Consider the following 25271-nt stretch of genomic DNA (forward strand, 5'->3'; position numbering starts at 1 on the left):
GCGATGGCTGGGGGCTCAGGTAAGGCCGGCAAAAATGCCAGATTGGAAGATATTGCGCGTCAGGCCGGCGTATCGATCTCGACCGTATCCAGAGCGCTCAATGACAGCCCTGCCGTCAATCGCCGCACCAAACAGGAAGTCTGGCGCATCGCGCGCGAGCACGATTATGACTTTCGCTCGACCATGCCCAACGGGCCGATTGGCGCGGACGCAACAATTGCCGTCATTGTCCCTGCCCCGCAGGCGCGCGAGACTCGGGTATCAGATCCCTTCTTCCTCGAATTGCTCGCCGGAATTGCGGAGGCTGCGCGCGACCGCAAAGTTGATCTGGTAATCAGCCACATCTTCCCGCGAACGGTCGAAGACCTCGAGTTTGCGATGACCACAAGCCGCGCGAAAGGGATGATCTTCATCGGCCAAAGCTCGCTTCATGACGGTTTCAACGAATTGATCGATCGCGATGATCGCTTTGTGGTGTGGGGCGCCGACTTTGCCGATGCGCTTTATTGCACAGTGGGTTCGGACAATGTTGCAGGCGGCAGGCGGGCGACATCGCACCTTGTACGATTGGGCCGCGAACGCATTCTGTTCCTTGGCGACACCGAAGCGCCAGAAGCAGAACAGCGCTATCGTGGTTATCGCATGGCATTGGAGCAAGCGGGCCGCGATATTGACGATGGCCTCGTGATACCGGCCCATTTCGACGTGCAATCAGGCGAGTCCGCTACCCGATCTGCGATTGAGCGCGGGATAAAGTTCGATGCGATCTTTGCGGCCAGTGACCTTATCGCAATCGGCGCGATGCGCGCCCTTAGCCTGTCCGGACGCACGGTGCCGGACGATGTCGCGGTTGTCGGGTATGACAATATCCCGGCCGCGCGCCTCGTCACCCCGCGCCTTACGACCATTGATCAGGACACCAACCTTGCAGGCCGTATGCTCGTATCTAAACTGATCGACACCCAGGGCGGGAAAGCGATCTCGGAACGGCTCGAGACGAGCCTTCTGATCAGAGAGAGTTGTGGAGGATAAGGTGGTTTCGGATAAGGGTGCTGGCGAGCCCAGGCCGCTTCAAAAAATCGTGATCGTCGGTGGTGGCAGTGCGGGCTGGATGACAGCGGCGGCCATGTCTGATGCGCTGGGCAAATCTTGCGAAATCACCCTTATCGAATCCGAAGCAATCGGCACTGTCGGAGTGGGAGAGGCCACAATCCCGCCGATCCGCACCTTCAATCAACGCATCGGCATCGACGAGGCAACCTTCGTCAAGGAAACCGCTGGTTCCTACAAGCTGGGCATCCAATTCGTTGACTGGTCGCGCAAAGGGCACAGCTATTTCCATCCCTTCGGCCAATATGGCGCGGAGTTCGATAAGGTCCCGTTTTATCACTATTGGATGCGCCAGAAACTGGCCGGGCAGATCGAGGGGCCGATTGACGATTTCTCCATGTGCTGGGCGATGGCGAAGGCGGGCAAATTTTCCCATCCCGTTCCCGACCGCCGCAAAATCCAGTCGACCTTCGATTACGCCTATCACTTTGACGCAGGGCTTTATGCCGCGTTCTTGAGGCGCCTGTCCGAAGCGCGCGGTGTCACCCGGATCGAAGGGCGCGTCACCGATGTGACCCAGCGCAGCGAAGACGGCTTTATCGAGAGCGTAACCCTCGACAATGGCACGATCGTAGACGGCGAACTCTTCATCGATTGCAGTGGTTTTCGCGGGCTTTTGATCGAGGGAACACTCGAAGCGGGTTATGAAAACTGGCAGCAGTACCTGCCTTGCGATCGCGCAGTCGCGGTCCCTTGCGCAAAGCAGGACGAGATCACGCCTTACACCCGCTCAACCGCCAAGGAAGCAGGCTGGCAATGGCGCATCCCGCTCCAACACCGCACCGGCAATGGCTACGTTCATTGCAGCGAGTTTATCAGCGAGGATGAAGCGACCGCGACGCTTTTGGCATCGCTTGATGGCGAGCCGGAGGCAGACCCGCGCACTCTTCGCTTTGTAACAGGTATGCGGCGCAAGTTCTGGGACAAGAACTGTGTTGCAATCGGTCTGTCCGCCGGCTTTATGGAGCCGCTGGAATCGACCAGCCTGCACCTTATCCAATATGGTATTTTGCGGCTGCTGGCATTGCTCCCCGATAGCGCGATGTCGCCCCTGTTGGCGCGCGAATACAACCGCCAGACGGTCAGCGAATATGAACGCATCCGCGACTTCTTGATCCTGCATTACAAAGCCACATCGCGCGACGATACGCAGCTTTGGCGGTATTGCAGCGCGATGGAGATACCCGACAGTCTCCAGTACAAGATGGATCACTTCCGCGAATATGGCATGCTGGTGTCGGACGAGCGTGAGCTCTTCGCCAATCCCAGCTGGATCGCGGTGTATCTGGGGCAGGATATCACCCCCAAACGCGCGCCTGCGATCACTGAAATGCGCGAAGGTGTACCCGTGGCAGAACGTATGGGCATGGTCGCATCTGCCATGCAAAGCGCGGTTGCAGAAATGCCAACACACGCAGAATTTCTGGCCGAGCACTGCCCTTCACCGCTCGCGGTTTAAGCTGGCCACCTTCGCGACCTGGCGCCCACTTCGTATTCCAAACCCAACAAAAAAGGCCCGCTGTCACCAGCGGGCCTTTCTCTTGGGGTTGCGACCCTGTGGAGATCAGAAGTTTTTACGAAGCGTCAGGTTGAACGTGCGCCCGTAGATTTCATGACGGCTCGGGAATGCGCCGATCACATTGGCAGCACCCGTGCCTGTCCCATCAAACAGATCATTCTGCGTCACGAAGGGTTCGTTCGTAAGGTTGAAGACCTCAAACAGAATGCCGAGGTCTTTGAGAGCCCCGCTGTCATTCTGGAAGGTGTAACCGATCTGGGCATCGATGATGGTCTCGCTTTGAGCGTCAGCACCGCTCAGCCCGCCGTCAAAGTTCTGAATCTCTGAACGGAAGCCGCTGCGATGGCGCGCTGCGATCTTCGTGCGGAAGCCATCTTTCTCATAGAAGATGTCGCCCGACCAAGTGTTCTCCGAATATCCGGGGATCGGGCTCACACCGTTGATCTCGTCCTCGATTTCAGCGTCCGCATAGGTGTAGCTGAAGAAAGCACCAAAGCCCTCTAGCGCGTCAGCGAAATCGGCAAAGTCGACACGGACCGTGCCTTCAATACCTGTGATCGAACCGTCCGCAAAGTTAGTCGGGCCGCTCACAATACCGATTGCTGTTTGCGGGTTCGCCTGAAGGAACGAACCATTGCCACCAGCAATAATCGGTTGGCTGATATCCTGGAGCGAACTTGCGTTCACAATCCAGTCGGTCAGCTCTTTGTGGAAGCCTGCAACGATAATGGCCGACCCCGCCGAGAAGTATTTCTCAAACGAGATATCATAAGAAGTTGAGCCATAAGGTTGCAAGAACGGGTTGCCGCCATCTGTCGAGAAGCAGACCAGGCCTGGAGGGTTAAAACCATTCAGCGTATCTACGAATTGATCGCCATCAGTATCTTCACAGCTTGCAGGGTTGGTACCCAACGCCTGGTTCGCGGCAAGCTCGTCCAGACGGGCCCGCGTGATCGATTTGGCAAATGCCAGACGGATGAATGTGTCTGTTGCGACCTCGAAAGAAAGGTTCGCGCTTGGCAGCCAGTCATCATAGCTGAAGTCAACCGAGTTCAGCTGACCACTGGTCAAAGTACCGGTCGAGCTTTGGCTGGTATCAGCATAGCGAAGACCGATATTGCCGCGCACCGGAATGGTACCCAGATCGCCATTGAGATTGACCTGAGCATAGAAGTTGTGAACTTCTTCACCCACGACCCAGCGAACGCCAAAGTTCGCTGGTTCAACCACATAGGTGCCATCGGTCAGGAATGATGATGGGTCATAAGCCAGAATGTTCTGGCCCAGATCGCCTGTGTCAGTCTGGCCGACAATCGCGCTTTGCGGGACAGCCAGAGAGCCTCCCACGAATGCGGGCGATGCGCGAAGGAAAGCTTCGTTTGAATCGAAGTCTTTCTTACGGTCGGTGTAGAGCCAGCCAAACTGGATGTTATCGATGAATCCGCCACCAAACTCGTAAGTCGCCTCTGCGCGGAGCTGGTGAAGTTCGTCGTTGATCATGGGACGCTTGATAAAGCCAACCTGGCCCCAGCCTCCCGGGTCAGTCAACAAAACGTTGGCCGGATCGGTGTAGTCCAGCAGACCGTCAATCGAGTATTCGCCGTTTTGCGGGAAGGTGAAGTTCAAAGTGTCTTGTGCACCCGAACGGCCCGGACCGGTGCCCGCGTAGCTCTCATAATCGATGTCGTCGCGGTCGAGGGTCGAGAAACCATAATCGACCATAAAGCTCAGACTGTCGGTGACCCCGAAGTCGAGGTTTGCGCCAAGCGCGAAGATCTGCGCTTCGTTGCCTTCGGTATCGGTGCGAATGATTGGAACAACCGCGGAATAGCTGGCGCTGTCCGCGAAAGGACCGGCCCCTGTCGCGCCCTCAAACTGGGCCCCGCTCCAGGATGCGAGCGGTGTTTCAGTACCGCGAAAGATACCTGAATCCTGCGTATCGGTATAAAACGCATCAAACATCAACGAAAAGTCATCGGTAGGCTCGAATTGAAGCGAACCGGCAATTGAGGTGCGCTCAAACTCACGGCTGACAGCGCCCTGACGCGGGTTGTCCGACGGGTAAATCAGACCGCTTGCATCGCGTGAAATCTGACCCGACCGTTCGTCCGTCTTAAGCTCACGCGAGATGAAGTGGGTCGGGTTCGATTGAACCGTTGCGCCAAGCGACCAACCGACAGTGCCGGCGGCATTCTGGTCGATGTAGGACGCAAAGAAACGGTAGCCGTTCTCTGAAAAATCAGGGTTGCGCGAGCCGCTGTCGTTGTGAACAAATGTGCCTGAAACGGTCAGCTGGCGGTCATTGAAGTCGAGCGGGCGCACAGTGCGCAGATCGACCGCGCCAGCAATACCGATGGAAGCAAGCTGCGCATCGCCCGTCTTGTAAACGATACCCTGACCGATGAGCTCTGACGGGAATTGGTCAAACTCGATGCCGCGGTTGTTACCAGCTGAAACAACTTCGCGGCCGTTGAGAAGAGCAAGCGAGAAGTCGGGGCCAAGGCCACGGATCGAAATCTGCTGCGAGCGACCACGCACACGCTGCGCGGTAACGCCTGGGAGGCGTGCGAGCGAGTCAGCGATCGAAAGATCGGGGAGCTGCCCGAGATCTTCTGCCGAGATAACCTCAACGATCGAAGTCGCATCGCGCTTTGTCTGGAGCGAATTCTCAATCGCGCCGCGCAGACCTGTTACGACAATTGCATTGCCTTCATCTTCGGCAACTTCTGTAGTGTTACCATCCTGTGCCGCAGCCGGAGCCGCCATAGCGACAAGCGCAAGCCCGGTCGCTGCCCCTGACAGCAAGCGAGCATTAGCGGTGAAACGCTTCAATCCCATTTTTCAGTCCTCTCCAATTCGCATCACGACTTTTTGCGTAATTTGCATTTTTTTTCATAGCGGAGATTCTCTCCGACGTAAAACAGGAATTTTTGCACAATCCACGGAGCAAGACCGCAATTTTTTTCAGTTTTATTACAGATGTTTAGGATATCCACACGGAGGCATGTCAGGCAAATCCATGGTATCTGCCCTATAAGTGTGGCGGGTTAGTCACACTCTTGCGTCCATTGGCCGCGAAAATCGCGATAGTCCGCCACACCGTACCCTGCTTCACTCAACGAGTTTTACTTTTTTCGTCACATTATCAATGCTCTAATAAGTCTCTTTGTCGATCAGTAAAGGATTTGATAGTCTCGGCAAAGCCATGCAGGCCCAACCGGAGTACCTCAGACTTATGGACAATTGGGCAATATCGGTAAGTGATGCAGAGGCTTCGCATTTTTCTCAATTAAATCATGACTATGTTCGGATCGAGCAGTTCATGACCTCGCCTCAGACGGCGATTGATTTTGCATCTTTGCAAAATTTTGCAAGGATCACACCGCAATATCCCGGCGTGCGTGCGCCGCTCCCTGAAGATGTTGCTTTGGCTTGGCTCGAACAACTGTCGCCAATGCTCGATAAAGTGTTCGGCGCGGCTGAAAATGGCTGGGAAATCCAGGCCTGGTTCTCGCTCGTGACAGCAAAGCCGGAAGAGCTCATTCCTATGCAGCGCTTTCCCCATGTTGATGGAACCGAACCCGATCGACTCGCGATGATGCTCTATCTGCACGATACCGATCACGGGGGAACCGGCTTCTTCAGGCATCGCTCAACAGGGTTCGAAACGCTCACCGACGCGAATTTTCCTGCCTACCGCGAGGCGCTGCAAGCCGATGTGCAGGCTTCAGGTCTGCCGGATCCTGCATATGTTACCGACGGTGCGCCGTATTTTGAACGCATCCACAAAAGCGAGGGAGCATTCAATGAAGCGATCTTCTATCGTGGCAATGTCCTGCACTCAGGCATCATCAACAACTCGGCAGAATTATCCGCAGACCCCGCAAAAGGCCGATTGACCATCAACGCATTTTTCCGCCCGGCATCTAAGGTGTAAGAGAGAACAGTGAGCGATACCAAACCATCCAAACTTGTGATTGTCGGCGGGGGCACCGCCGGTTGGATTTGCGCAGCAGCCTTTGCGCGGCTGATGGGAAAGACGATTGAGATCGAACTGGTCGAATCCGATGCCATCGGCACCGTTGGCGTTGGCGAGGCGACCATCCCCCAGATCATTCGCTTGAACACGATCCTTGGCCTTGATGAACGCGATTTCATCCAGAAAACGAACGGGACGTTCAAGCTGGGCATTGAATTTGTAAATTGGGGCAAGCTGGGCTCCAAATACCTTCACACCTTTGGCGATGCCGGAATGAACCTGGCCAGCGTCCCCTTCCACCAATATTGGAGCCGCGCAGCCGCATCAGGTCACGACAAGGACCTTTGGCACTATTCCTTGCATCAGGTCGCCGCCGATCAGGCCAAATTTGGCAAGCTCGACCGCGTGGGCAACACCTCCATGACCGGCCTCGCCTACGCCTATCATTTCGACGCAAGTCTCTATGCGGCTTCCCTCCGTGCATTTTCCGAAGAGCGCGGCGTCACCCGCACCGAAGGGATTGTGAACACCGTCGCGCGCGATGGGCAAAGCGGCGACATCACCTCCATCACTCTAGATAACGGTCAAGAGGTTAGCGGCGACTTCTTTATCGACTGCACCGGATTTCGCGCGCTCTTGCTGGGCCAGGAATTGGGTGTCGGTTATCAGGACTGGTCCAAATGGCTCCCATGCAACAGCGCGCAGGCCCTGCCGAGCGAACGCCTCGACACGATTGTCCCCTACACAAGGGCGACCGCAAAACAGGCGGGCTGGCAATGGCGTATTCCGCTGCAGCATCGCACAGGCAATGGCCACGTCTATTGCAGCGATTTTATCTCCGACGAAGAAGCAGGCGAGGTTCTGCTCGAGGGGCTTGATACGAAGCCTTTGGCGGACCCGCGTCCCATCCGCTTTACCACCGGACGGCGCGAACAGTTCTGGTCTCACAATTGTGTGGCAATCGGGCTTGCAAGCGGATTTCTCGAGCCGCTTGAATCGACCAGTATCCACCTCATCCAATCGCATGTGAGCCGCCTTTTACAGCTCTTCCCGCACGGCAAGGACGCAACAAAGGAACGCGAGGAGTACAACCGCCGCTGTGCCAACGAGTTCGAGCAGATCCGCGACTTCCTGATCCTGCACTATCACCGGACGGACCGTGAGGATTCCGAATTCTGGCGCTATTGCAAGAACATGGATGTGCCAGACAGCCTGACCCACAAGATGGAGCTTTTTGCATCCAGCGGCAGAGTTGGGCGCGATGCGGACGACCTCTTCCGCGAGGCAAGCTGGGTTCAGGTGATGCTTGGCCAGGGGATGATGCCGCGTGGGTATGACCCGATGGCAAACGGTTTGACGGACGAACAGCTCACCGAATTTCTTGGCAATGTGCGTACAGTGGTTGAGCGCGCTGTTGGAACCCTGCCTCAGCACGAGGCATTTCTGGCGCAATAACGCTGCCTAACCGATGATCCTTTCGATGAGCCAAAAGCTGCCGATTGTGCCAATCGCATAGGTGCTTGTCTTAAGGATCAGGCTCTGCGTGCTCAAAGACACACGGGCAAGGCCAGCTAGCACGATCATCGTGAGTGCGACCACCAGAAGCTGCCCTGCTTCAACGCCTACATTGAAGGCGAATAGGGCAGCGGCCAGCTGTGTTTGGGGCAGACCGATATCGGCAAGCGCGCCTGCAAAGCCAAAGCCGTGAATAAGCCCGAAAGCGAACGCGACCGCCCACGGGAAACGCCGTGTCAGTGTTTGCCACTCCGGATCGCGCAGAACCAGTGCCACCTCAACCGCGAGGAACACGATGGAAAGCGCAATTAACGCCTCCACCGGCCTGCCGGGCAAGCCGGAATAGCCAAGGATGGTCGCCACAAGGGTTATCGAATGCGCTATCGTGAAGGCGGTTGCGGCTTTGACCACCGGCCAGGGATTTCGCACCAAGAGCACAAGCGCGATCACGAAAAGCAGATGGTCCCAACCAAAGATGATGTGCTCTGCACCGATCACAAAATAATCGACGAGCACGCTTAAGGCAGATGGCTCTGCAAGGATCGTGGTCACAGGTTCATTAGCGGTCAGGCGATAGCTTTGTGTGGGTGCATCGATCGGGACAAACCGCGCGATTGCATCGGATTTGCCCAAAAGTTCGCTGAGGCCAAATTGCCCCCCTGCCGGATCACCATCGCACATAATGCTGGCCCGGCCCATGAGTGCGGCGGATTGGAGACGCTGCACCATATCCCCCTGAATGGCGCAATTGTCGGGGATCACCGGCTCCAGCCTGCTGGCCAGAACCCCTGCACTGCCCGCGGCAAGCGTGACCTTCCAATCGAAGATGTATTCGCCGGTCTCCACCTCGCGCATTTCCACGACCGACGGGCGCAGTTCATGCGCGCTCAGCGGAAATGCCAACACGATGGCAAAAAGCCCGAGCAGCCAACGGATCATGCCTGTCACCGGTCGATATCGATGCGATATGCGCTTTGCAGAGTTTCATAGGCGCGGGCCTTGCGGGCCTCGATTTCGGCGCTGCGCCAATCGTTCGCAAGAGTGGCGCGCAAGGTCTCGAAATCGGGTTCAGGCACTTCGCGAGCTGTCAGGCGGACAAGATGCCAGCCAAAGCCCGACGCAATGGGCCCTTGCCATTTGTCGCCAGTTTCGAGCGCTCTTACCCCTGCAGCAAACTGCTGGCCAAACCGGGCCTCGATATCGCGCATGGGGGTTGCAGAGAGGTTGCGGGGCAAGCTTGTTGCATCCCCGCTGACCTGCGCGCTGCCTAATGCGGCACGGGCGCTTGCTTCGCTGGAAAACACCGCCTGATCAAGGGTGACACTGGCGTTGGCGGATGCTTCGTTTGCATAAAGCTCGGAATTATCGGCCAGAAACGCGCGCAGGGTTTCTTCTGATGGTTCCGCCGTTTCCGCGGCCAGACTGGCAGACAAATCCATCTTGGAAACGAGTCTTCGCCGGACAATCGCATCGCCTTCATCAAAGCCCAGACGCAAAGCCTCGCGGTAGAGCACTTCTTCACGCACAAAGGCATCGACCGCCAGATCAAGCTCCGCGTCCGTAGGCGCGCGGCCCATGGTGAGCGTCCAGCTTTCAGCGATTCTTTGTTCTTCTGCAGAGCCGACTTTGATCACGCGCGAGGCAGGGTCAGGCGGCGATCCGCCCCATGTAAGCGCCACGTAAAGAACAGCGCCCAAGGCCGTGAAGTGAACGAGCGGCTCGCGCGTCCAATCGGGTAACTTCATTTGTGCAGTGCCCTTAGCTTTTTGGTTTGAGCCAGATCGGTGAAGTGTAAGCGCGTTCCTGAGCCACTGCGTCTGCCATCGCTTCATCCGACAAGGTCACCCCGAAACGCACTGCATCAAACAAGGTCCAGCGCGGGGTCGGGATTTCCAGCACGCGGACATAGTAGAATGCGCGCTGCCCTTCACGGTAATCGGGATCGGTCCAGGTGGTGCGCAGTTCTGCAGCGCCAATATCGTTAGTATAGGTCGCGTCCTCACGGTTCACCGTATCGCCAACAGGCGCCACCTTACCCCCTGTTCTGCGGCGGGTATCCATATCGCTCCACACGACATCATAGACCTGCTCTTGCATCGCGCCTGAGGCATCGAGCCAGCCTTTGATCACCTGCACCCGGTCAAGGTTTGCACCGTCCGGGTCTTTCATCGCGCTGATCAGGAAGCTTGGTGCATCGCCCTGATCGTCAAGCTCGCCTCCCATAGGCACGCCGCTGGTATAGCCCTTGCGAACCCAGTCACCGTCCCAGTCAGCGGCGCTAAAGCCAAAGCCGCCAAAGACACGCACGCTCATGCGCGGACCGGTGGTCGCGTAAACCTCGCGCCGTGCAAAAGCATCGAAAATCTCAGCGCGCGTGTTACCGCGAGCCCATGCCGCGGCATAGCCGCCTGCAAGATAGTGCCAACCAAAGCGCCCTTCGCGTGTGCCAAGGTTTTGGCCCTGCATCGCGCGCTGGGTGTAGGATTGCTCGTTTCCGGTGTGCTTGCCCCAGAAATTGTCCTCATCACCCGTTGCAAGCGAGGTGTGGCTGTCGGTCGCACCGATCATGCCAAAGGCGTACGGATTGACCCCCATCTGTTGTTCCAGCGTAAGGCCCCGCAGCAAAGCGGACCGCGCATAGGAGCCGGCATACATCGAAGGCTCGGTCTTCTCGCTCAAGCTGAGGTTGCCAAAGTCCCAGCCTTGAACCCCGAACCCTGCCATTTCGTCATTGGGTGAGAGATAGGGGTGCGTCTCGCTGTCACCCTTGATCTGGGTCGCCTCGATCACCGGTTCTGCCCAAGCGCGAAGAGCGGCATACTCAGGCGTCATGGGAGAGCCATCCTCCATAGTCATCTGGAACATCAAACCATTGGAAAGGTTAGGATTATGCGGAATGGCCAGCACGCGCCCACCCGTTTCTTTCTCATAATTCTTCATATATTCCCAAAGCTGCGGCGCCGTGGTCTGAAGGCCGGGAAAGGGAACGGTCTGGCGGGTCTTATCAGACCCGTCGCGGTACATGACAACACGGTGCAGATTGTTGCCATTGGGCATGGCAGTCCACTCATACCCCGCAAGCGCGGTGAAGACGCCGGGTTCATTGTAACGATCAAGGATGGAAAGCTGCGTGTTCCAGATGTCCTTGGTCGCCTCTGCCGCCGCTTCCGGATCGGCCATGGCCTCTGGCACGCGGTCTTCTGCCGCTGCTGCGATAAGCTCGCCGATGGCGCGCGTCGATTGCTCGGGGCTTTCGTGCATCATGTCATACCAGCGAAGCACGGTTTCATCGCCGATTACCCAATTCACATACCAGCGCGGGGCATCATACAGGCGGCGCGTCGCGCCAAGTGCATCGGAGTGGTCCGCGATCACCAGAAAATCGAGCGGCCGTGACAGTTGCGTCTCGGCCCCGGTGGTTGCTGTTACCGTTTCCCCGCGCGCAAACCGCAAAGCCGCTTCGGGACCAAGCCGTGTGCCAAAGCCAAAAGCATCGACGGAATTGTCTGTGTGCAGGTGGGTGTCGCCCCAATAAGGCCGGTCGGGGAATTCTGCGAGCTCGATAGTGTTGGTGCCATCGCCCGATGCTTGCGCGCTCGCTTCGGGTTCACTGTCCGAGCATCCCGCTACGCCGACCGCCAGAATGCTCGCACTTGCAAGCGTCGCCCATGTCCTTTTCGCTCCGAATTTGCGCATCGGACCCTCCCCTTATTGTTTTCTCCCAATAAAGAGCATTGCTTTGTATCAATGCCACGTCAAGCGGAGGCGTGGGTCAAAGCCAATTGCAGGGGGGAGGATTGGGATCGTCAGACGCCGAAGCGGGGTTTTCGCTTTTCCACGAAGGCTGTGGTGCCTTCGACAAAGTCTGCGCCTTCGAACCCTTGCGCAAAAATGCGCAGCGTGTCTGCATCATCGGCTTCCTGACCGTCCAGTACACGGCGCACGAACTTCTTGTTTTCGCGGACTGAATGCGGGCTTACCGCCTGCAATTCGCGAATAGTCTGTGTAGGATCGTCGCTGATCAACTCGACCAGACCGATGCGCAAAGCCTCATCTAAATCGAGCAAGCCGCCGGTAAACAAGATACGTTTTGCCTGTCCCGGACCGACAAGATTGGTGAGCAATTTCACGTCGTGGAAGGGATAGACAAGGCCCAGCTTTGCAGGCGTAATCCCGAAGCGCGCAGCAGCCGTCGCCACACGCAAATCACACGCCAACGCAAGACCGCATCCCCCGCCAATGCAATCGCCTTCAACGAAGGCCAAAGTGGGCAGGTCTAGCCGCGCAAGCTTGTATTGAACTTTATTGATGGCCTCCTGATTGGCGCTGCGCCACTGCGCATCATCCTTGTTGGCGAGCAGTTCCTTGATATCGGCGCCAGCACAAAACGCCGACCCTGCCTTGGCAGAGCGGATGACCAGCACGCGCAGGTCCCGATTGCTTTCGGCCTCCTCTAGCAAAGCTGGCATTGCGCTCCACATATCGAGGTTGAACGCATTGCGTTGGTCTAACCGGTCGATCAGCAAATGGCCAACGGCCCCATCGATTTCGAGCCGGAGGGTCATGAGTTATGCTCACCCATTTTGGGAACACGCCCGGGTGTCCATTGCTCCCCTGCAAAGCGGATCGCGGGCGCGATGTGATTGCCGCCGCCCTCGGCTTCGATAAGCAATCCTCGCTCTGCGATATGAGGCTCATCGAACGCCTCGCGAAAGTTCAGGACAGGCGAAAACGCAACGTCCTTATCGGCAAACCACTCCACCCATTGGGCACGCGTTTTGGTCGCGAAGGTTTCCCTCAAGAACGCGATCAGCTCGCCCTGTTCACCCGCAGGCGCCTCGGCAAGTGGCAGCAGGTCCAGCCGGTCAAGCGCCGTGAGCAGGTTCTTCGCAAACTTGATCTCGCGCCCGCCCAAGGCGACGTGCTTCGCGTCTTGCGTGGTGTAAATCTGATAAAATCCCGCCCCGCCAAGCGAGCGTTGCGACTGCGATTGCGGGCTTTCCCCGCCGGCAATCGCGCTGCCGGCGGTATGCGCGCACCATGGCAGGAGGCTGTCAAACATCGCGCAATCGATATAGGCGCCCTCACCTGTCCGGTCCCGCCCGACGAGCGCCATAAGCACCGCTGACAATGCGGTCAGACCCGACGCCAGATCGGCGCTCGCCGCCCCTGGGACAACGGGTGTTCCATCCGGGCCATCATTGACCGCCAGAAAGCCCGCAAGGGCTTGCACCGCCATATCGTGGGCCGGGTGATGGGCAAGCGCGCCCTCTTGGCCAAAGGCAGAGATCGAGCAATAGATGATGTCGGCCTTGATCGCCTTGACGCTGTCGTAATCAAAGCCCAGCCGCTTCATCACGCCCGGCCTGAACCCTTCCACAAATATGTCAGCGTGCACGATAAGTTCGCGAAGCTGCGCCTTGCCCTCGTCCGATTTCAGGTCGAGTGCGACGCTCTTTTTGCCGCGGTTGAGATTGGCGAACCAGACCGAATGTTCTTCACCGCCATAGCTGTCAAACGGGGCCTGTTCGCGTGCCGGATCGCCATGCGGCGGTTCGACCTTGATAACGTCCGCGCCCTGATCGGCCATCATGACGCTCATCATCGGGCCTGGCAGAAACTGCGACAGGTCCACTACGCGAATGCCGGAAAGCTTGCCCATAAATGCGTGTGTTCTTCCGTTAGATATCCGGTTTGATCGACACGCACTAATGAACCAGCATGAACAATAGTCCTAGCCGTAAAATTCGCTCATCAGATCATCGGTCAAAAGCGGCGCTGCAAGCGTGAAATCGTCTCCGATATCGTCCAGCGGAACAGGTTGCGCAATGTCCGGGACTTCGACGCTCGCAAACAGAACTGCAGCGCCACCAGACGCCGCCTCGGACCCATTGTCGAACCAATCGCCATAGGTTTCTTCGCCAAAGCCATTGGCGTTCAGGAACCTGATGACCTGTTCTTCCGACTGATAGTTGGCGTAGCGGATGTTCCCGTCTGCCTCCATAATCGCGCGCAGGTAGGCTGTACCATCGTTGAGCGCGAAATAGACGTCCTGCAGACCGTCGCCATCGTAATCATCTGCGCCCAGCACCTGATTGATGTTCTCAATCCGCAGATCGTTCTGGAAGCGCTGCTGGCTGTCATTGGGGCTGAAGCGTTCGACTATCCCGGCTTGCACCAGTGGATCAATATAGATGCCCGCGACACGGGTTTCTCCGGCCCATGAAAAGTCTTCGAAATAGACGAGGCCTTGCTCATCGGTTCCGACAGTTGCGAAGCGACCGATGGCATCATTGACGAGGATCTGGTCGATATCGCCGTCACCATTGATGTCCGCCGCGCCAATGCGCAGCCAGTTGCCATCGCCGCCAAGCGCGTTGCCACCAAAGTCGCGGATGTTGTTCATCGCCGCCTGATAGACAGACGGGTCGGACGTTTCGAAATTGACACTTACACCAAGGCCTGGACGAAGGCGCAGGGTCTGATCATCAAACTGGGCAAACTCGATCCCGACAAGAAGGTCATTCCCATCAGGGCCCGAGACGCCAAAAGAGCGATCGGTAAACTGGACCACGGTATATTCCGACAAGTCACCCGCGAATATCGCCGTGTCGACGTTAGAACCGCCTGCCAGCTCATCATCACCAAAACCGCCGGTGAAGATATTGACGGCGTTATTACCGATAATGACGTCATCTGAGTTACTGCCAAGCACGCGTTCGATACTGATCAACGTGTCGATCCCGTATGCGCCTGTGTCTTGGGCTGTTTCAATCGTCAGGTCGATGCGAACCGGTCCAAAGGCGTTACGATAATCAACCGTATCATCAGCCGCACCACCGTCGAGCACGTCATTGCCTAAACCACCATCGAGAAAGTCGGCATTGTCACCGCCGCGAAGGATATCATCCCCGCTGTCGCCAAAGAGCGCATCATCGCCCGGGCCACCCTCGAGAACATCGACCTCATCCCCGCCGCGCAAGGTGTCGCGGCCTTGGCCACCAAAGAGGATGTCCCGACCAAAACTTCCATCCAGAAGGTCTGCGCCGTTTCCTCCACGCAAAGTGTCGTTGCCCAAGCCTCCTTGAATAAGGTCATCGCCAGCAAGGCCTGAAAGCTCGTTGTCGCCATCGGTCCCGATGAGCAAATTGTTGAGCCCGTTGCCCGTACCGAACTGGGCATTGTCGCGAAGTTCCAGAGTTTCGATATTGGCGCCAAGCGCGATGTCGACCGAGGAAATCACCCGGTCGTTGCCGCCGCCTGCGCTTTCAACGAGGGTGTGAGTGCCGCTCGTGATGATGTACGTATCATCGCCTGAGCCACCGTTCAGAATGTCAGTGCCTGCGCTGCTGCGCAGGATGTCGTTGCCGGTGCCGCCAAAGATGGTGTCATCGGAAAGCGAGCCCGTGATATCGTCATCACCACCCAAGCCAAAGATGGGTGCCGAACCCTCGATGGTGACAGCGACTTCGGCAAACCCGCCAGACAGGCTGAATTGGTCGTTGAGATCGGTTCCAACGATTTGGAACCCTGCAAAACCGCCGTCCGATACGACCCCGACGCGCTCTACGATCACCACGATTTGGTCAGTGGTGCCCTCTCTTAAATCGGTCCATTGAAGCTGGGTATTGTCGGCCGTTGCCTCGACCCTGGCACCGTCTGCCACGGCAAATCCATCGATACGGTCACGGTTTAGCCCCGCCTCAAGCAGGACAAGAGCCCCTGCACCGCGCAAGAAGATGTTGTCCACACCTGCACCGCCGCGGATAATGTCGCCCGTGCCAAAACTGACAATCGCATCGTTACCAGCGCCACCGAACAGTTCGCCCTCGCCGGACACAAAATCATTGCCTGCGCCACCGTCGAGCAAACCCATGCCGAACAATTGGTCGTCTCCGTCCTCGCCATAAAGCTCGTCGAGATCGGTCCCGTCACTAAAGTCGTTTCCGCGAAGTTCGTCATTGCCCGAACCACCTCTAAGGATGTCTGTGCCAGAGCCTCCGAAGATCACATCATCGCCCGCACCGCCGGTAACGATGTCATTCCCACCATCGGCCCTGACATCAATCGCAGTTGTGAAGGTTTCGCCTAGAATTAGTGTATCGCTAAGAAAGCTGAATACGAAGTCAAATTCTTCAAAATTGACAACCGTCTGATTCCCGCTTCCCAATTCGGCGAAATCAAAATTCAATGCGGTTTCAAAACTGCCGACTTGCAAAATGTCGGTGCCAGCGCCGCCGTCGATCGTCTCACCCGCTTCCAAGGCAGTTATGACAACGCGGTCATCGCCCTCGCCTGCATCAACGATATCGACGCCTGCACCCGGAGTGATCGTATCATTACCATCGCCGCCAAGGATCGTGTCATCGCCCGCGCCTGCGGTAAGTTCGTCGTTACCGTCCCCGCCCTCGAGGCGATTGTCGCCGGACAAATCAGTGATAAAGTCATCGCCGCCAAGGCCAATCAGCGTATCATCGCCGCTTTCACCATTGATGAAGTCGCCTTCAGACGTCCCGGTCAGGAAGTCGTTTCCGCCGCCCCCATTCAAGGTCTGCCCAAAGGTATAGGCCGAACCATAAATCACCGTGTCATCGAAATTGCTCGTATCATTGAAGTAGAACACGTTCTCAATGTCGGTGATGAGCTGGCCGCCGAGCAAAAATGTGCCCTGATCGATGAAATTGGTAAAGTCTATAACGATGGCTTCAGAGAGTGTTCCAAAGACGTTGAAGGAAAGCGTGTCGTTCCCATCGCCGCCGATGTAGGTGTCGTTTGAGCCTGAGAAGGCGATTTCATCATCACCGGCTCCCGCATCGATAATGTCAATCGAACCGTCGCCCAACCCTGCATCGATAGTGTCGTTGCCGTCACCGCCCGATATGTTGTCGGCGCCGGTTCCACCAGTGATGAGGTCATTACCTGCACCACCAGCAAGTGTGTCATTGCCTTGGCCACCGTTGACGGAGTCATCGCCAGGCCCGCCGTCAAGATCGTCATCGCCAGCGCGCCCGTTAAGACGGTCCCTTCCGCCAAGGCCAAGAGCAGCGTCGTTCACATTGGTCCCGGTGAAGTTGTCATCTCCCGCCGTTCCGGTGAAGTCAGCGCCCGGAGCAAGGGGCGCCTGCGGATCAAATTGAAGGTTGAAGGCTGTGAAATCTTCGACCCGCGTATTCTGGAAGATCACAAATTGCGGGCCATCTCCCAGATTGCTGAACGCAAACTCAAGCTGCACATCATCGCCCACTTGCGTGAGGACGGTTTCTCTAATCGCGAACGGATTGAAATTCGGCGTATCGACATTGTCGGTTCGAAGCCGGATAAAAGTATCCCATTCAAGAATGTCACCGCCATCCCCTGTTTGGAAATCGGTGATGATGATGGGCCGCGATGTCAAAAAGCTGCCTTGGCCAAGCGCGTTCATATCGACCACGTCGGACCCTGCGCCAAGCGTAATCTCGTTAAAGATTGGCTGACTATTCAAGACGATCCGATCTTCGCCCGCACCCAGATCAACAATAATCGCATCGCTGGAAGAGCGGAAGAAGTTGACTGTGTCGTTCCCATTCCCGCCAAAAATCTGGTCCGGATCAAGGGAAAAGGAGCTGCCAAAATAACCGGTGATGTTAATGGTGTCATTGCCATCATCACCAAAGATCATGTTGGTGCCAAAGGCTTCATTGATCACGTCATCGCCGTCACCGCCCCGGATGATGTCATCGCCAAAACCGCCGGTGATCGTGTCGTTACCAGCGCCGCCGTCGATGGTGTCACCACCTTCTGCGCCATCAAGCGTGTCATCGCCGCCATTGCCATTGATCGTATCTGCACCGACAGTCCCCGCGTAGTTATCCGCGTTCTCTGTCCCGTTGAACGTGTCACCGGGCTGTCCGGTCGCTGGATTGATGATCCCGCCAAAGTTGAACGAGGTGAAATCATCGACGTTGGTGTTCTGGAACACCGCGAGCGTTGTCACGGTCTGATCGGTGAATTGCGACACGCGATGAAGGACAGTGTCCGCGCCATCCTGAAACAGAAGCAATTCGCCCGTGCCAAATGGGTCACCATTGCTGTCGACGATCGACTGACTGATGTCGAGATCAAAGATGTCGCCGCCATCGCCTGTTTCAAAGTCGAGGATCGTCGCCGTCGCCGTGCTCTCTTGCAGTATCCTGTCAGAGCCAGAGCCAAGCGTAATGGCGGTTGTAAAGCTAGGATCGCGCGACAGAGCGATAAAGTCGTCACCTGCGCCCATATCGATGGTGAAGAACCCGCCAACGCTCGCATCGATAAAGAGCGAATCGTTACCCGCTCCGCCATCGACGGTCACATTGTTGTTGACGCCGGCAAAGCGCTGGATCGTGAACCGATCATCGCCGCCATTGCCAATAAAGGTATCATTGCCGCCACCGCCATCGGTGAATGTGTCGTTGAAGTCAGAGCCGATGAATTCGTCGTTGCCGCTTGTTCCGCGGACGTTTGTTGCTTCTTGAGCCATGCCAAGGTCGCTGTTGGCATCAGGCAGATCGTCAAACTGCAATCCTTCAAGAATGACAACGTCAAAAACCTCTCCGGCGGAAAGGTCGGTGAACCGCAGCGCCATATCATCGCCGATATCCACCCACTCAACAGAATCGCCGCCGTTTGAGAGGAAGTTTTGAGCGAGCGTGCGGATCTCGATTATGTCTCCGCCTTCGCCAAGTTGAAAATCCGTGATGCGCAAGCTGCCAGGACCCAGCCTATCAACCAGATCACCGAAGTCGAAGAAACGCACACGATCAACGCCATCGCCAAGCGTGGCAACGAAGGTTGTCGGGAAATTCGTAATGTCTAGCGCGTCATTGCCAGCCCCGAGATCGACTGTGACGCTGAAAGGGTCGAAGCTTGAATCAAAGAATCCGCCCACCTCTACGATGTCATTTCCAATTCCCGCATCGACAACGACAGTACCCAGATCGAAATCACGGCGCAGGTCGATATAATCATTGCCCGCTCCGCCATCGATCGTGTCAGAGCCAAAAGAACTGCGAATAGAGTCGTCGCCTTCGTCGCCAAACAGCTGGTCGTTGCCAAAGCCGCCAGAGATGTTGTCGGCACCATCGCCGCCTCTGATCGTGTCGTTGCCATCGGCGCCGCCGAGTTGATCATCGCCGGCTCCACCTTCGATCAAATCATCGCCAAAGCCGCCACCGATAAAGTCATCGCCGCCATCGCCGAACAGCTGGTCGTTGCCCTCGCCACCATCGATGGAGTCGCCATCATCACCGCCAATGACGATGTCGTCGCCGCCCCGGCCCTCGATACTATCGGCGCCTGCCCCGCCGTTAATAGTGTCGGCTCCTTCGGTGCCCTCAAGAACGTCGTCACCGTCAGTGCCATTTATCACATTGTTTTCAGGCGTTGGCCCGACCGGACCTGCGAAAAAGCCGGTGCCAAGAAAGCCTTTAAACCCGCCAAGATAGGGGTTAGCCGGACCATCAAACGGTAGAACCGGATCGAGTGGAGATGCACTGAGACGTTCTGGACCATTGAACCGCAGTTCGATGTCAGAAAGGTTTGCAGCACTGTGCAAACGAAAAAATGGACCCAGCATCGAAATTCGCCCCAATCAATCAACCCGATATGGCGAATAGACCTAACGGCGGGAAGAAGAAAATACCAGTCCATTATGGGCGCTCAAACAGAGACGCCTGAGAACAATATACACAATTTAGCGCGTGCGATGCTGCGCACCATAGGCGGGATCAGCCGAAAAATTCGGTCGGGAATTCCGTGTAGCTCCCCTGCCACACGGACGCCTCCTCACGGGAAAAAGCTCCCAGCGCAGGCTGTGGATCGACGCTCACCAAGGGTTCGAAAGCGCTTGCCTGAGACTTTTCGACTTGGCCGCTTTGGCTGCTTGGGAACCAGTCGCCATAGGTTTCTTCGCCAAAACCATTGGCATTCAGAAAGTTGATAACCTGCTGCTCGGATTGATAGTTCGCGTAACGGATGTTGCCATCGCTCTCCATCACGGCGCGAAGATATGCCGTACCATCGGTAAGTGCAAAATAGACGTCCTGCAGACCATCACCATCGTAATCATCGGCGCCCAGAACCTGATTGATGTTTTCAATCCTTAGGTCGTTTTGAAAGCGTCGCTGGCTGTCTTGATCGCTGCCTTGCACAACATCCCCGCTGATCACGAGGGGGTCGATGTAGATGCCTGCGACCCGAGTTTCTCCTGCCCATCCATGATCATCGAAATAGATGAGCCCATCGTCTGCCGTGCCAATGGTTGCAAACCGTCCAATCTCATCATTTACGAGGATCTGGTCGATGTCTCCATCGCCGTTCACATCAGCCGACCCAATGCGGAGCCATGATCCATTGCCGCCAAGTTGATTGCCATCGAAATCGCGAAGGGCAATCAGCGCGTCTTGATAGACACTGGGGTCATCGGTCTCGAAATTCACACTGACGCCGGTTCCGCGCAAAAGGCGGACGGTTTCATCGTCAAACTGGGCAAATTCGATCGTGGACAGGGTGTCGGTTCCGTCCAGCCCTGCCACCTCGAAAACGCCCAAATCGGTTTGTGTGATCATGTAATCCGCGCGGTTACCTGAAAAGACCGCCGTATCCACATTTTCGCCGCCATAGATTGCGTCGTCACCAAGCCCGCCTGCTAACCGGTCACCGCCGCCATTGCCGCGCAATGTGTCATTCCCTGAGCCGCCAAAGAATGTCTCTCCCAACGCTCCCCCGATGATCTCATCATCGCCAGCATTGCCAAAAACTGCACCTAGGACGCATCCCATTTGGCCATCATAGAAATCACCGCCCGCACCAAAAGTGACATCGCCTGTGAATGTCGCATGGTTGGTTACGCTGCGAATGATGTCTGAACCTTCGTCAGCGAAGTCCAATCCATCATACCCTGCAATAGTCAGGCCTTCAGCAAAGAGGATGGTACTGGAACTAAAAATCGTGCGGAAGACGGTCGAAGAATAGTCGCCACTCGACACCGCCAGATCAATGCCGCTTAGCGTGATAGATTGAAAACCCGATGCGTTTGTGAGGGTGGCTTCGACCAGCTCAACGCTTGGGCGCAGCAGGTTTCTGATGTCGAGTGTCTCAAAACCTGCGATCCCTTCTGCGTTCAAGTCGGTTTCAAGGCTCGTGAGATTGAAGAAGAGCTGATCGACATTGCCATCGCCGCCAAAGATCTGGCCCCGTGTTGCCTGATCCTGAAGGCCGCCTTCAAGATGGAGAATGTCGCTTCCACCGCCAAGGTCAATCGTGCCAATGACCTGGCTGTCGTCGCTAAGGCCCAGAAACTCGCCCGCATCGGTGCCGGTAATCGATCCGATTGTGGAACCTCGGGCGAAACTCCAACGGCCCTCATTCAGATTGAGATCGACCTCGGGGTTTTGGCTATCAAGGAAGTTTTGCGAAGCATCAGGGGCGCTCACGATCTGCTCAAAACCGCTTAAGCCAATGTAGTTTCCGCCAAATTCCTGCCATCCAAGAGAGAGAACCTCGAAGCCTGCCAATTCGTTTGCTTCAACCGAAATGGAGCTGATAGACGTGCCTTCGAAAGAACGGATTTCGAGAGTGTCGACACCCTCTCCGCCATCTGTATTCAGGTCAAAGTCCCCTCCTTGAGGACCACGAACGCCGCCGATGCTGAACAGGTCATCGCCTGCACCAAGATCGACGGATCCAACCAACACGCCGTCCGCGATCACGGTATCAACACCAGCCGAGCCGATCACCGCAGGCAGCTGCCCCAGATCAGGGTCAAACGGTGCGTTGATGACTGCACCCGCTTCGTGGATCAATGTCGATCCACCGACCTCGAAGATAAACTGGCCGTTGATGCGCCCCTCAGCGGTATTGGTGAAAGTCACACCCGAGGCACGGATCAAGACATCTTCTTCGATCGTCCCGTCATTAACGAAAGTCTCGTCAGCTTCATCGAAAATTAGCATTGGTACCGCCGATCTGAAGGGGTGATAGGTAAGCAGTTCGCTTGGTTTCCCATAGATCGGTTATGGTTACTGATGCCAACCAGCGCTCTACGCAATCCTACCCAAAGAATTCAGAAGGGAACTCCCGATATTGCCCTTGCCAAAGCGATGCTGCCTCGAGCGTTACGTCGTTAATAGCAAAGGGATCGCTCGGCAGCCCGAAAGGCGCGCTTAGCTCACTTTGCGGTTTTACCTCGTTTGATGTTCCCTGTGCGCTTTGAGCATTTTGATCATTAGGGAACCAATCGCCAAAGGTCTCCTCGCCAAAGCCATTGGCGGTCAAATACTCGCGCACCTGTTCTTCGGATTGGTAATTGGCAAAGCGGATGTTCCCATCTGCGTGCATCAAAGCCTGGAGGTACGCGGTGCCGTCCGTGAGCGCGAGGTACACCTCCCACACCCCATCATTGTTATAGTCGTCAGAACCAAGAACGCGGTTGATATTCTCAATCCTCAAGTCGTTTTGGAAGCGGGCCTGGCTGTCAAATGGGCCTCCCTGTTCAACGCTACCATTGGCGACAAACGGGTCAATATAGATGCCAGCCACACGGGTTTCTCCCGCCCAGCTGTGATCATCGAAATACACAAGGCCGTCCGGCGCGGTGCCCACCGTTGCAAAGCGCCCAATGGCGTCGTTCACAAGGATTTGATCGACATCGCCATCACCGTTCACATCCGCTGCACCAATGCGAAGCCAAGCGCCATCGCCGCCAAGATCATTGCCACCAAAATCACGAAGGCCGCTCAAAGCTTGCTGATACACGGACGGGTCACTTGTCTCGAAGTTGACGCTAACCCCCTCGCCGCTGAGGAGCCGGACTGTTTGATCATCAAACTGCGCGAATTCTACCGTCGTCAGCGTATCCGTCCCGTCTGCTCCGACAACTTCGAACACACCGGTCGAAGTCTGCGTGATCGTATAGTCGGCAAAGTCACCGCTAAACACCGCCGTGTCGACATTGCTGCCGCCAGAGATGTAGTCATCGCCCGTGCTTCCAAGAATAAAGTCTTGTCCACCATTACCTGCCAGCCTGTCGTTAACCGCCGTACCAAGCAATGGCTCCCCTTCATCGCTGCCGAAGACATCCCACGCTGCTATTGGCGCGGCCTGTACGGGGGCATATTCCGAGATTGCGTTATCATCCAGTGGCCGCAGCGAAGTGGGTTCGGGAGCCAACCTCTCAAATGCGTCGCGTAGAGTTGTTCCTCCAAAATCTCGTCCCCTTGTTGGTGACACCGACGGGTCGATGAGGTTTTCGCCTGTCCGCCCCAGATAAAGGAGAAAGTCGTTGTTGACCGGCTGGTCAAAAGTGAGACGGACCTGATTGGCACCCACGATTTCACTTGCGGTAATGCTTGGCAGGTTTCGGCCCGCTAACCCGTCTGGCAAATAGAGGCCAAAGCCAAAATGCTGAGGCGCCGAAAACCCGGCATCGGCACGGTAAATCGAAGGGTCATCGACCAGACCTGTTTCAACTCCGGAAAAGGTGACAAGCAACTCATTGGTTGCAAGTTGATCAACCCTTTCGATCAGAATTGGCAAATTCTCATTGCCGGACAGAACGTCGTAAATCCGGTCACCAAGCAGGCGGCCCGCCCTGTAATAGCCCTCACCGCTTAGATGGGTGTAATCGGCCCCAACTACTGCTGGCTCGAACGCTTGAAAGGCGTATTCAACGATCCCCAAATGCGCAACATCGCGGTCATTGATCACCTCTAGCGCCTGAATCGGAGTCGCTCTGAGGCCGGTCCCGCGAAATTGAGAAATGGATGCGACCAGATTGGCATCGGGCGCTACAACCTCTTGGATCACAGCACTTATCTTGTCGAGCAACAGATTAAGGTGATATTCGTAGTTGAACGTCTCAAGGCGGGCGAGATTGACATCGGATTGGCCCTGTATCCAGTTGAGGACCACGCTCGGCTCTATTTCGTAACCTTGCTCCAACGCAGTTTGCACCGTGAGTTCGAGCTGTGTTACCAGATTGTCGAAATACACCGTCCCGCCAGGGCTACTGCGCGTGAAAACGGCTTCGCCGCCATTATTGATGTAATGGGCCAGAGAACCGTCATCCTGCTCAACCGCGAAATGCATACCATCTTCGACAAGCGCGAGCGCATCTGCGGTCGTGGCATAAATATCAGAGGAGCTCGTGAGCAATTCGACGATTGACCGACCGCCATGACCAGCGTGAAAATGTACGATCGAAGGAGGGGCGAGACCATCCGCAATATAGCGATCAACTATCTGATTGAGCATCCCCGAAGCAGGCGTTTCGCGGTCTGCTTCGACCAGATCAATAAATCCATTGAAATCTTCGGTCCTAACCGCTTCACCGCGAAATCCGCGCGCGTTTATTTGAGCACTGCCGAAGTCTAGGCCCATTACCAAGCCTGAATGTTGCGGAGTCGGGGAAAGATTTTCGAAGTCATTTGAGGTCCCAACCGATAATGACTGTCCAAATGAGAAACTGATTAAAAGTTTTTTCATAAACTGACTTTGAGAGAGCTGCCCTATGATTTAAATTGATTTCAGACGCAATAACTCGATTGCGCGATCATAATATATTTTCCATAGATCTATGAATTCGGCCGATAGCAATAAGTAACAGAATTGCAAATCGGCAATGGCAGAATTTACAACTACGTTCTGTTGACATGAGATTTATTTTAGAGGCGTGCGCTGGTGAGGCTTAAAAAGCTTTGAAAGGATAGAGCGGTGTTGTCCTAGCGGGTTGCGGTGCGGTGCAATTGTTTGAGTTCGTTATGCATTCTCTCAACGCGTTTGCGGTCACGATAACGATGACAATCGGGATTCATATCGACCAACATTTGGAAGAGCGCGTCCCAAACGCCTTGCTCGGCCCATGGCCGGAAGCGGACATAGACCGAGTTTCACTTTCCGTATCGCTCGTGCATGTCCTGCCAAGGGCAAGCGACGCGCGGCACGTGCAGCATACCATTAAGAAAGCGCCTGTTATCCTGTGATGGCCGTGCCCAGCGCCCACGCTCAGATGGCAACAGCGGACCAATCAGCGCGTGCCATTACTACCCTTGCAAAAGGCAGACTTAAATCATTGAATGAGCCTCATGGGAATCCCTGAAGTGCTTTTGCCGACAGGGAGGGGCTAGTACAAGTAAA

General features: G+C 56.1%; 13 protein-coding genes and 1 pseudogene. 4 read left to right on the top strand and 10 right to left on the bottom strand.

The window, feature by feature from the left end; all coding sequences use genetic code 11:
• The first annotated feature begins 3 nt into the window (after nucleotides 1-3).
• Both AC0V6Q_RS07820 and AC0V6Q_RS07825 read left to right on the top strand, forming a co-directional pair.
• Entirely contained in the window at nucleotides 4-1032 is a 1029-nt protein-coding gene (locus AC0V6Q_RS07820; protein ID WP_486167832.1) for a LacI family DNA-binding transcriptional regulator, read from the top strand.
• A gap of 1 nt (nucleotide 1033) precedes the next feature.
• Nucleotides 1034-2569: a tryptophan halogenase family protein gene (locus AC0V6Q_RS07825; RefSeq protein ID WP_486167833.1), complete on the top strand. Its 1536-nt coding sequence runs from the start codon at nucleotides 1034-1036 to the stop codon at nucleotides 2567-2569.
• 105 nt (nucleotides 2570-2674) lie between these two features.
• On the opposite strand, the gene AC0V6Q_RS07830 is transcribed toward AC0V6Q_RS07825, so the two are convergent.
• Complete coding sequence (locus AC0V6Q_RS07830; protein ID WP_486167834.1) at nucleotides 2675-5467, bottom strand: TonB-dependent receptor; 2793 nt, start codon at nucleotides 5465-5467, stop codon at nucleotides 2675-2677.
• A 328-nt stretch (nucleotides 5468-5795) separates the two neighbouring features.
• Between AC0V6Q_RS07830 and AC0V6Q_RS07835 the strand changes: the two genes are divergently transcribed.
• Together AC0V6Q_RS07835 and AC0V6Q_RS07840 are read left to right on the top strand one after the other, a co-directional pair.
• Complete coding sequence (locus AC0V6Q_RS07835; protein ID WP_486167835.1) at nucleotides 5796-6566, top strand: DUF6445 family protein; 771 nt, start codon at nucleotides 5796-5798, stop codon at nucleotides 6564-6566.
• 9 nt (nucleotides 6567-6575) lie between these two features.
• Nucleotides 6576-8063: a tryptophan halogenase family protein gene (locus tag AC0V6Q_RS07840; protein ID WP_486167836.1), complete on the top strand. Its 1488-nt coding sequence runs from the start codon at nucleotides 6576-6578 to the stop codon at nucleotides 8061-8063.
• Between the two features lie 6 nt (nucleotides 8064-8069).
• Here the strand turns inward: AC0V6Q_RS07840 and AC0V6Q_RS07845 are convergent, their stop codons facing one another.
• From AC0V6Q_RS07845 to AC0V6Q_RS07885, 9 genes and pseudogenes are all read right to left on the bottom strand, one after another.
• Nucleotides 8070-9062 carry a HupE/UreJ family protein gene (locus tag AC0V6Q_RS07845; RefSeq protein WP_486167837.1) on the bottom strand — a complete coding sequence of 331 codons (993 nt, stop codon included), beginning with the start codon at nucleotides 9060-9062 and terminating at the stop codon, nucleotides 8070-8072.
• Nucleotides 9063-9067: 5 nt separating this feature from the next.
• Entirely contained in the window at nucleotides 9068-9868 is an 801-nt protein-coding gene (locus tag AC0V6Q_RS07850; RefSeq protein ID WP_486167838.1) for a peptidyl-prolyl cis-trans isomerase, read from the bottom strand.
• A gap of 13 nt (nucleotides 9869-9881) precedes the next feature.
• Nucleotides 9882-11819: a DUF3604 domain-containing protein gene (locus AC0V6Q_RS07855; RefSeq protein ID WP_486167839.1), complete on the bottom strand. Its 1938-nt coding sequence runs from the start codon at nucleotides 11817-11819 to the stop codon at nucleotides 9882-9884.
• Between the two features lie 110 nt (nucleotides 11820-11929).
• Entirely contained in the window at nucleotides 11930-12688 is a 759-nt protein-coding gene (locus AC0V6Q_RS07860; protein ID WP_486167840.1) for an enoyl-CoA hydratase/isomerase family protein, read from the bottom strand.
• Nucleotides 12685-13785 (bottom strand): CaiB/BaiF CoA transferase family protein, encoded by a 1101-nt coding sequence (locus AC0V6Q_RS07865; protein ID WP_486167841.1) that lies wholly within the window; start codon nucleotides 13783-13785, stop codon nucleotides 12685-12687. Before AC0V6Q_RS07865 ends, AC0V6Q_RS07860 begins: the two co-directional genes overlap by 4 nt.
• Before the next feature lie 72 nt (nucleotides 13786-13857).
• Entirely contained in the window at nucleotides 13858-19713 is a 5856-nt protein-coding gene (locus AC0V6Q_RS07870) for a beta strand repeat-containing protein (protein WP_486167842.1), read from the bottom strand.
• A 151-nt stretch (nucleotides 19714-19864) separates the two neighbouring features.
• Nucleotides 19865-22090 (bottom strand): calcium-binding protein, encoded by a 2226-nt coding sequence (locus AC0V6Q_RS07875; RefSeq protein ID WP_486167843.1) that lies wholly within the window; start codon nucleotides 22088-22090, stop codon nucleotides 19865-19867.
• A gap of 97 nt (nucleotides 22091-22187) precedes the next feature.
• Entirely contained in the window at nucleotides 22188-24515 is a 2328-nt protein-coding gene (locus tag AC0V6Q_RS07880; protein WP_486167844.1) for a hypothetical protein, read from the bottom strand.
• Between the two features lie 431 nt (nucleotides 24516-24946).
• Nucleotides 24947-25165 (bottom strand): annotated as a pseudogene (locus AC0V6Q_RS07885) (transposase); the annotation flags it as partial.
• Nucleotides 25166-25271: the final 106 nt, after the last annotated feature.

This window comes from Erythrobacter sp. S227, assembly GCF_057364925.1.

Excerpts from the sequence above, each read along its gene's own strand:
- AC0V6Q_RS07820 (WP_486167832.1), top strand. The coding sequence starts at position 4 with ATGGCTGGGGGCTCAGGTAAGGCCGGCAAAAATGCCAGATTGGAAGAT.
- AC0V6Q_RS07830 (WP_486167834.1), bottom strand. The coding sequence starts at position 5,467 with ATGGGATTGAAGCGTTTCACCGCTAATGCTCGCTTGCTGTCAGGGGCA.
- AC0V6Q_RS07845 (WP_486167837.1), bottom strand. The coding sequence starts at position 9,062 with ATGATCCGTTGGCTGCTCGGGCTTTTTGCCATCGTGTTGGCATTTCCG.
- AC0V6Q_RS07850 (WP_486167838.1), bottom strand. The coding sequence starts at position 9,868 with ATGAAGTTACCCGATTGGACGCGCGAGCCGCTCGTTCACTTCACGGCC.
- AC0V6Q_RS07855 (WP_486167839.1), bottom strand. The coding sequence starts at position 11,819 with ATGCGCAAATTCGGAGCGAAAAGGACATGGGCGACGCTTGCAAGTGCG.
- AC0V6Q_RS07860 (WP_486167840.1), bottom strand. The coding sequence starts at position 12,688 with ATGACCCTCCGGCTCGAAATCGATGGGGCCGTTGGCCATTTGCTGATC.
- AC0V6Q_RS07865 (WP_486167841.1), bottom strand. The coding sequence starts at position 13,785 with ATGGGCAAGCTTTCCGGCATTCGCGTAGTGGACCTGTCGCAGTTTCTG.
- AC0V6Q_RS07870 (WP_486167842.1), bottom strand. The coding sequence starts at position 19,713 with ATGCTGGGTCCATTTTTTCGTTTGCACAGTGCTGCAAACCTTTCTGAC.
- AC0V6Q_RS07875 (WP_486167843.1), bottom strand. The coding sequence starts at position 22,090 with ATGCTAATTTTCGATGAAGCTGACGAGACTTTCGTTAATGACGGGACG.
- AC0V6Q_RS07880 (WP_486167844.1), bottom strand. The coding sequence starts at position 24,515 with ATGGGCCTAGACTTCGGCAGTGCTCAAATAAACGCGCGCGGATTTCGC.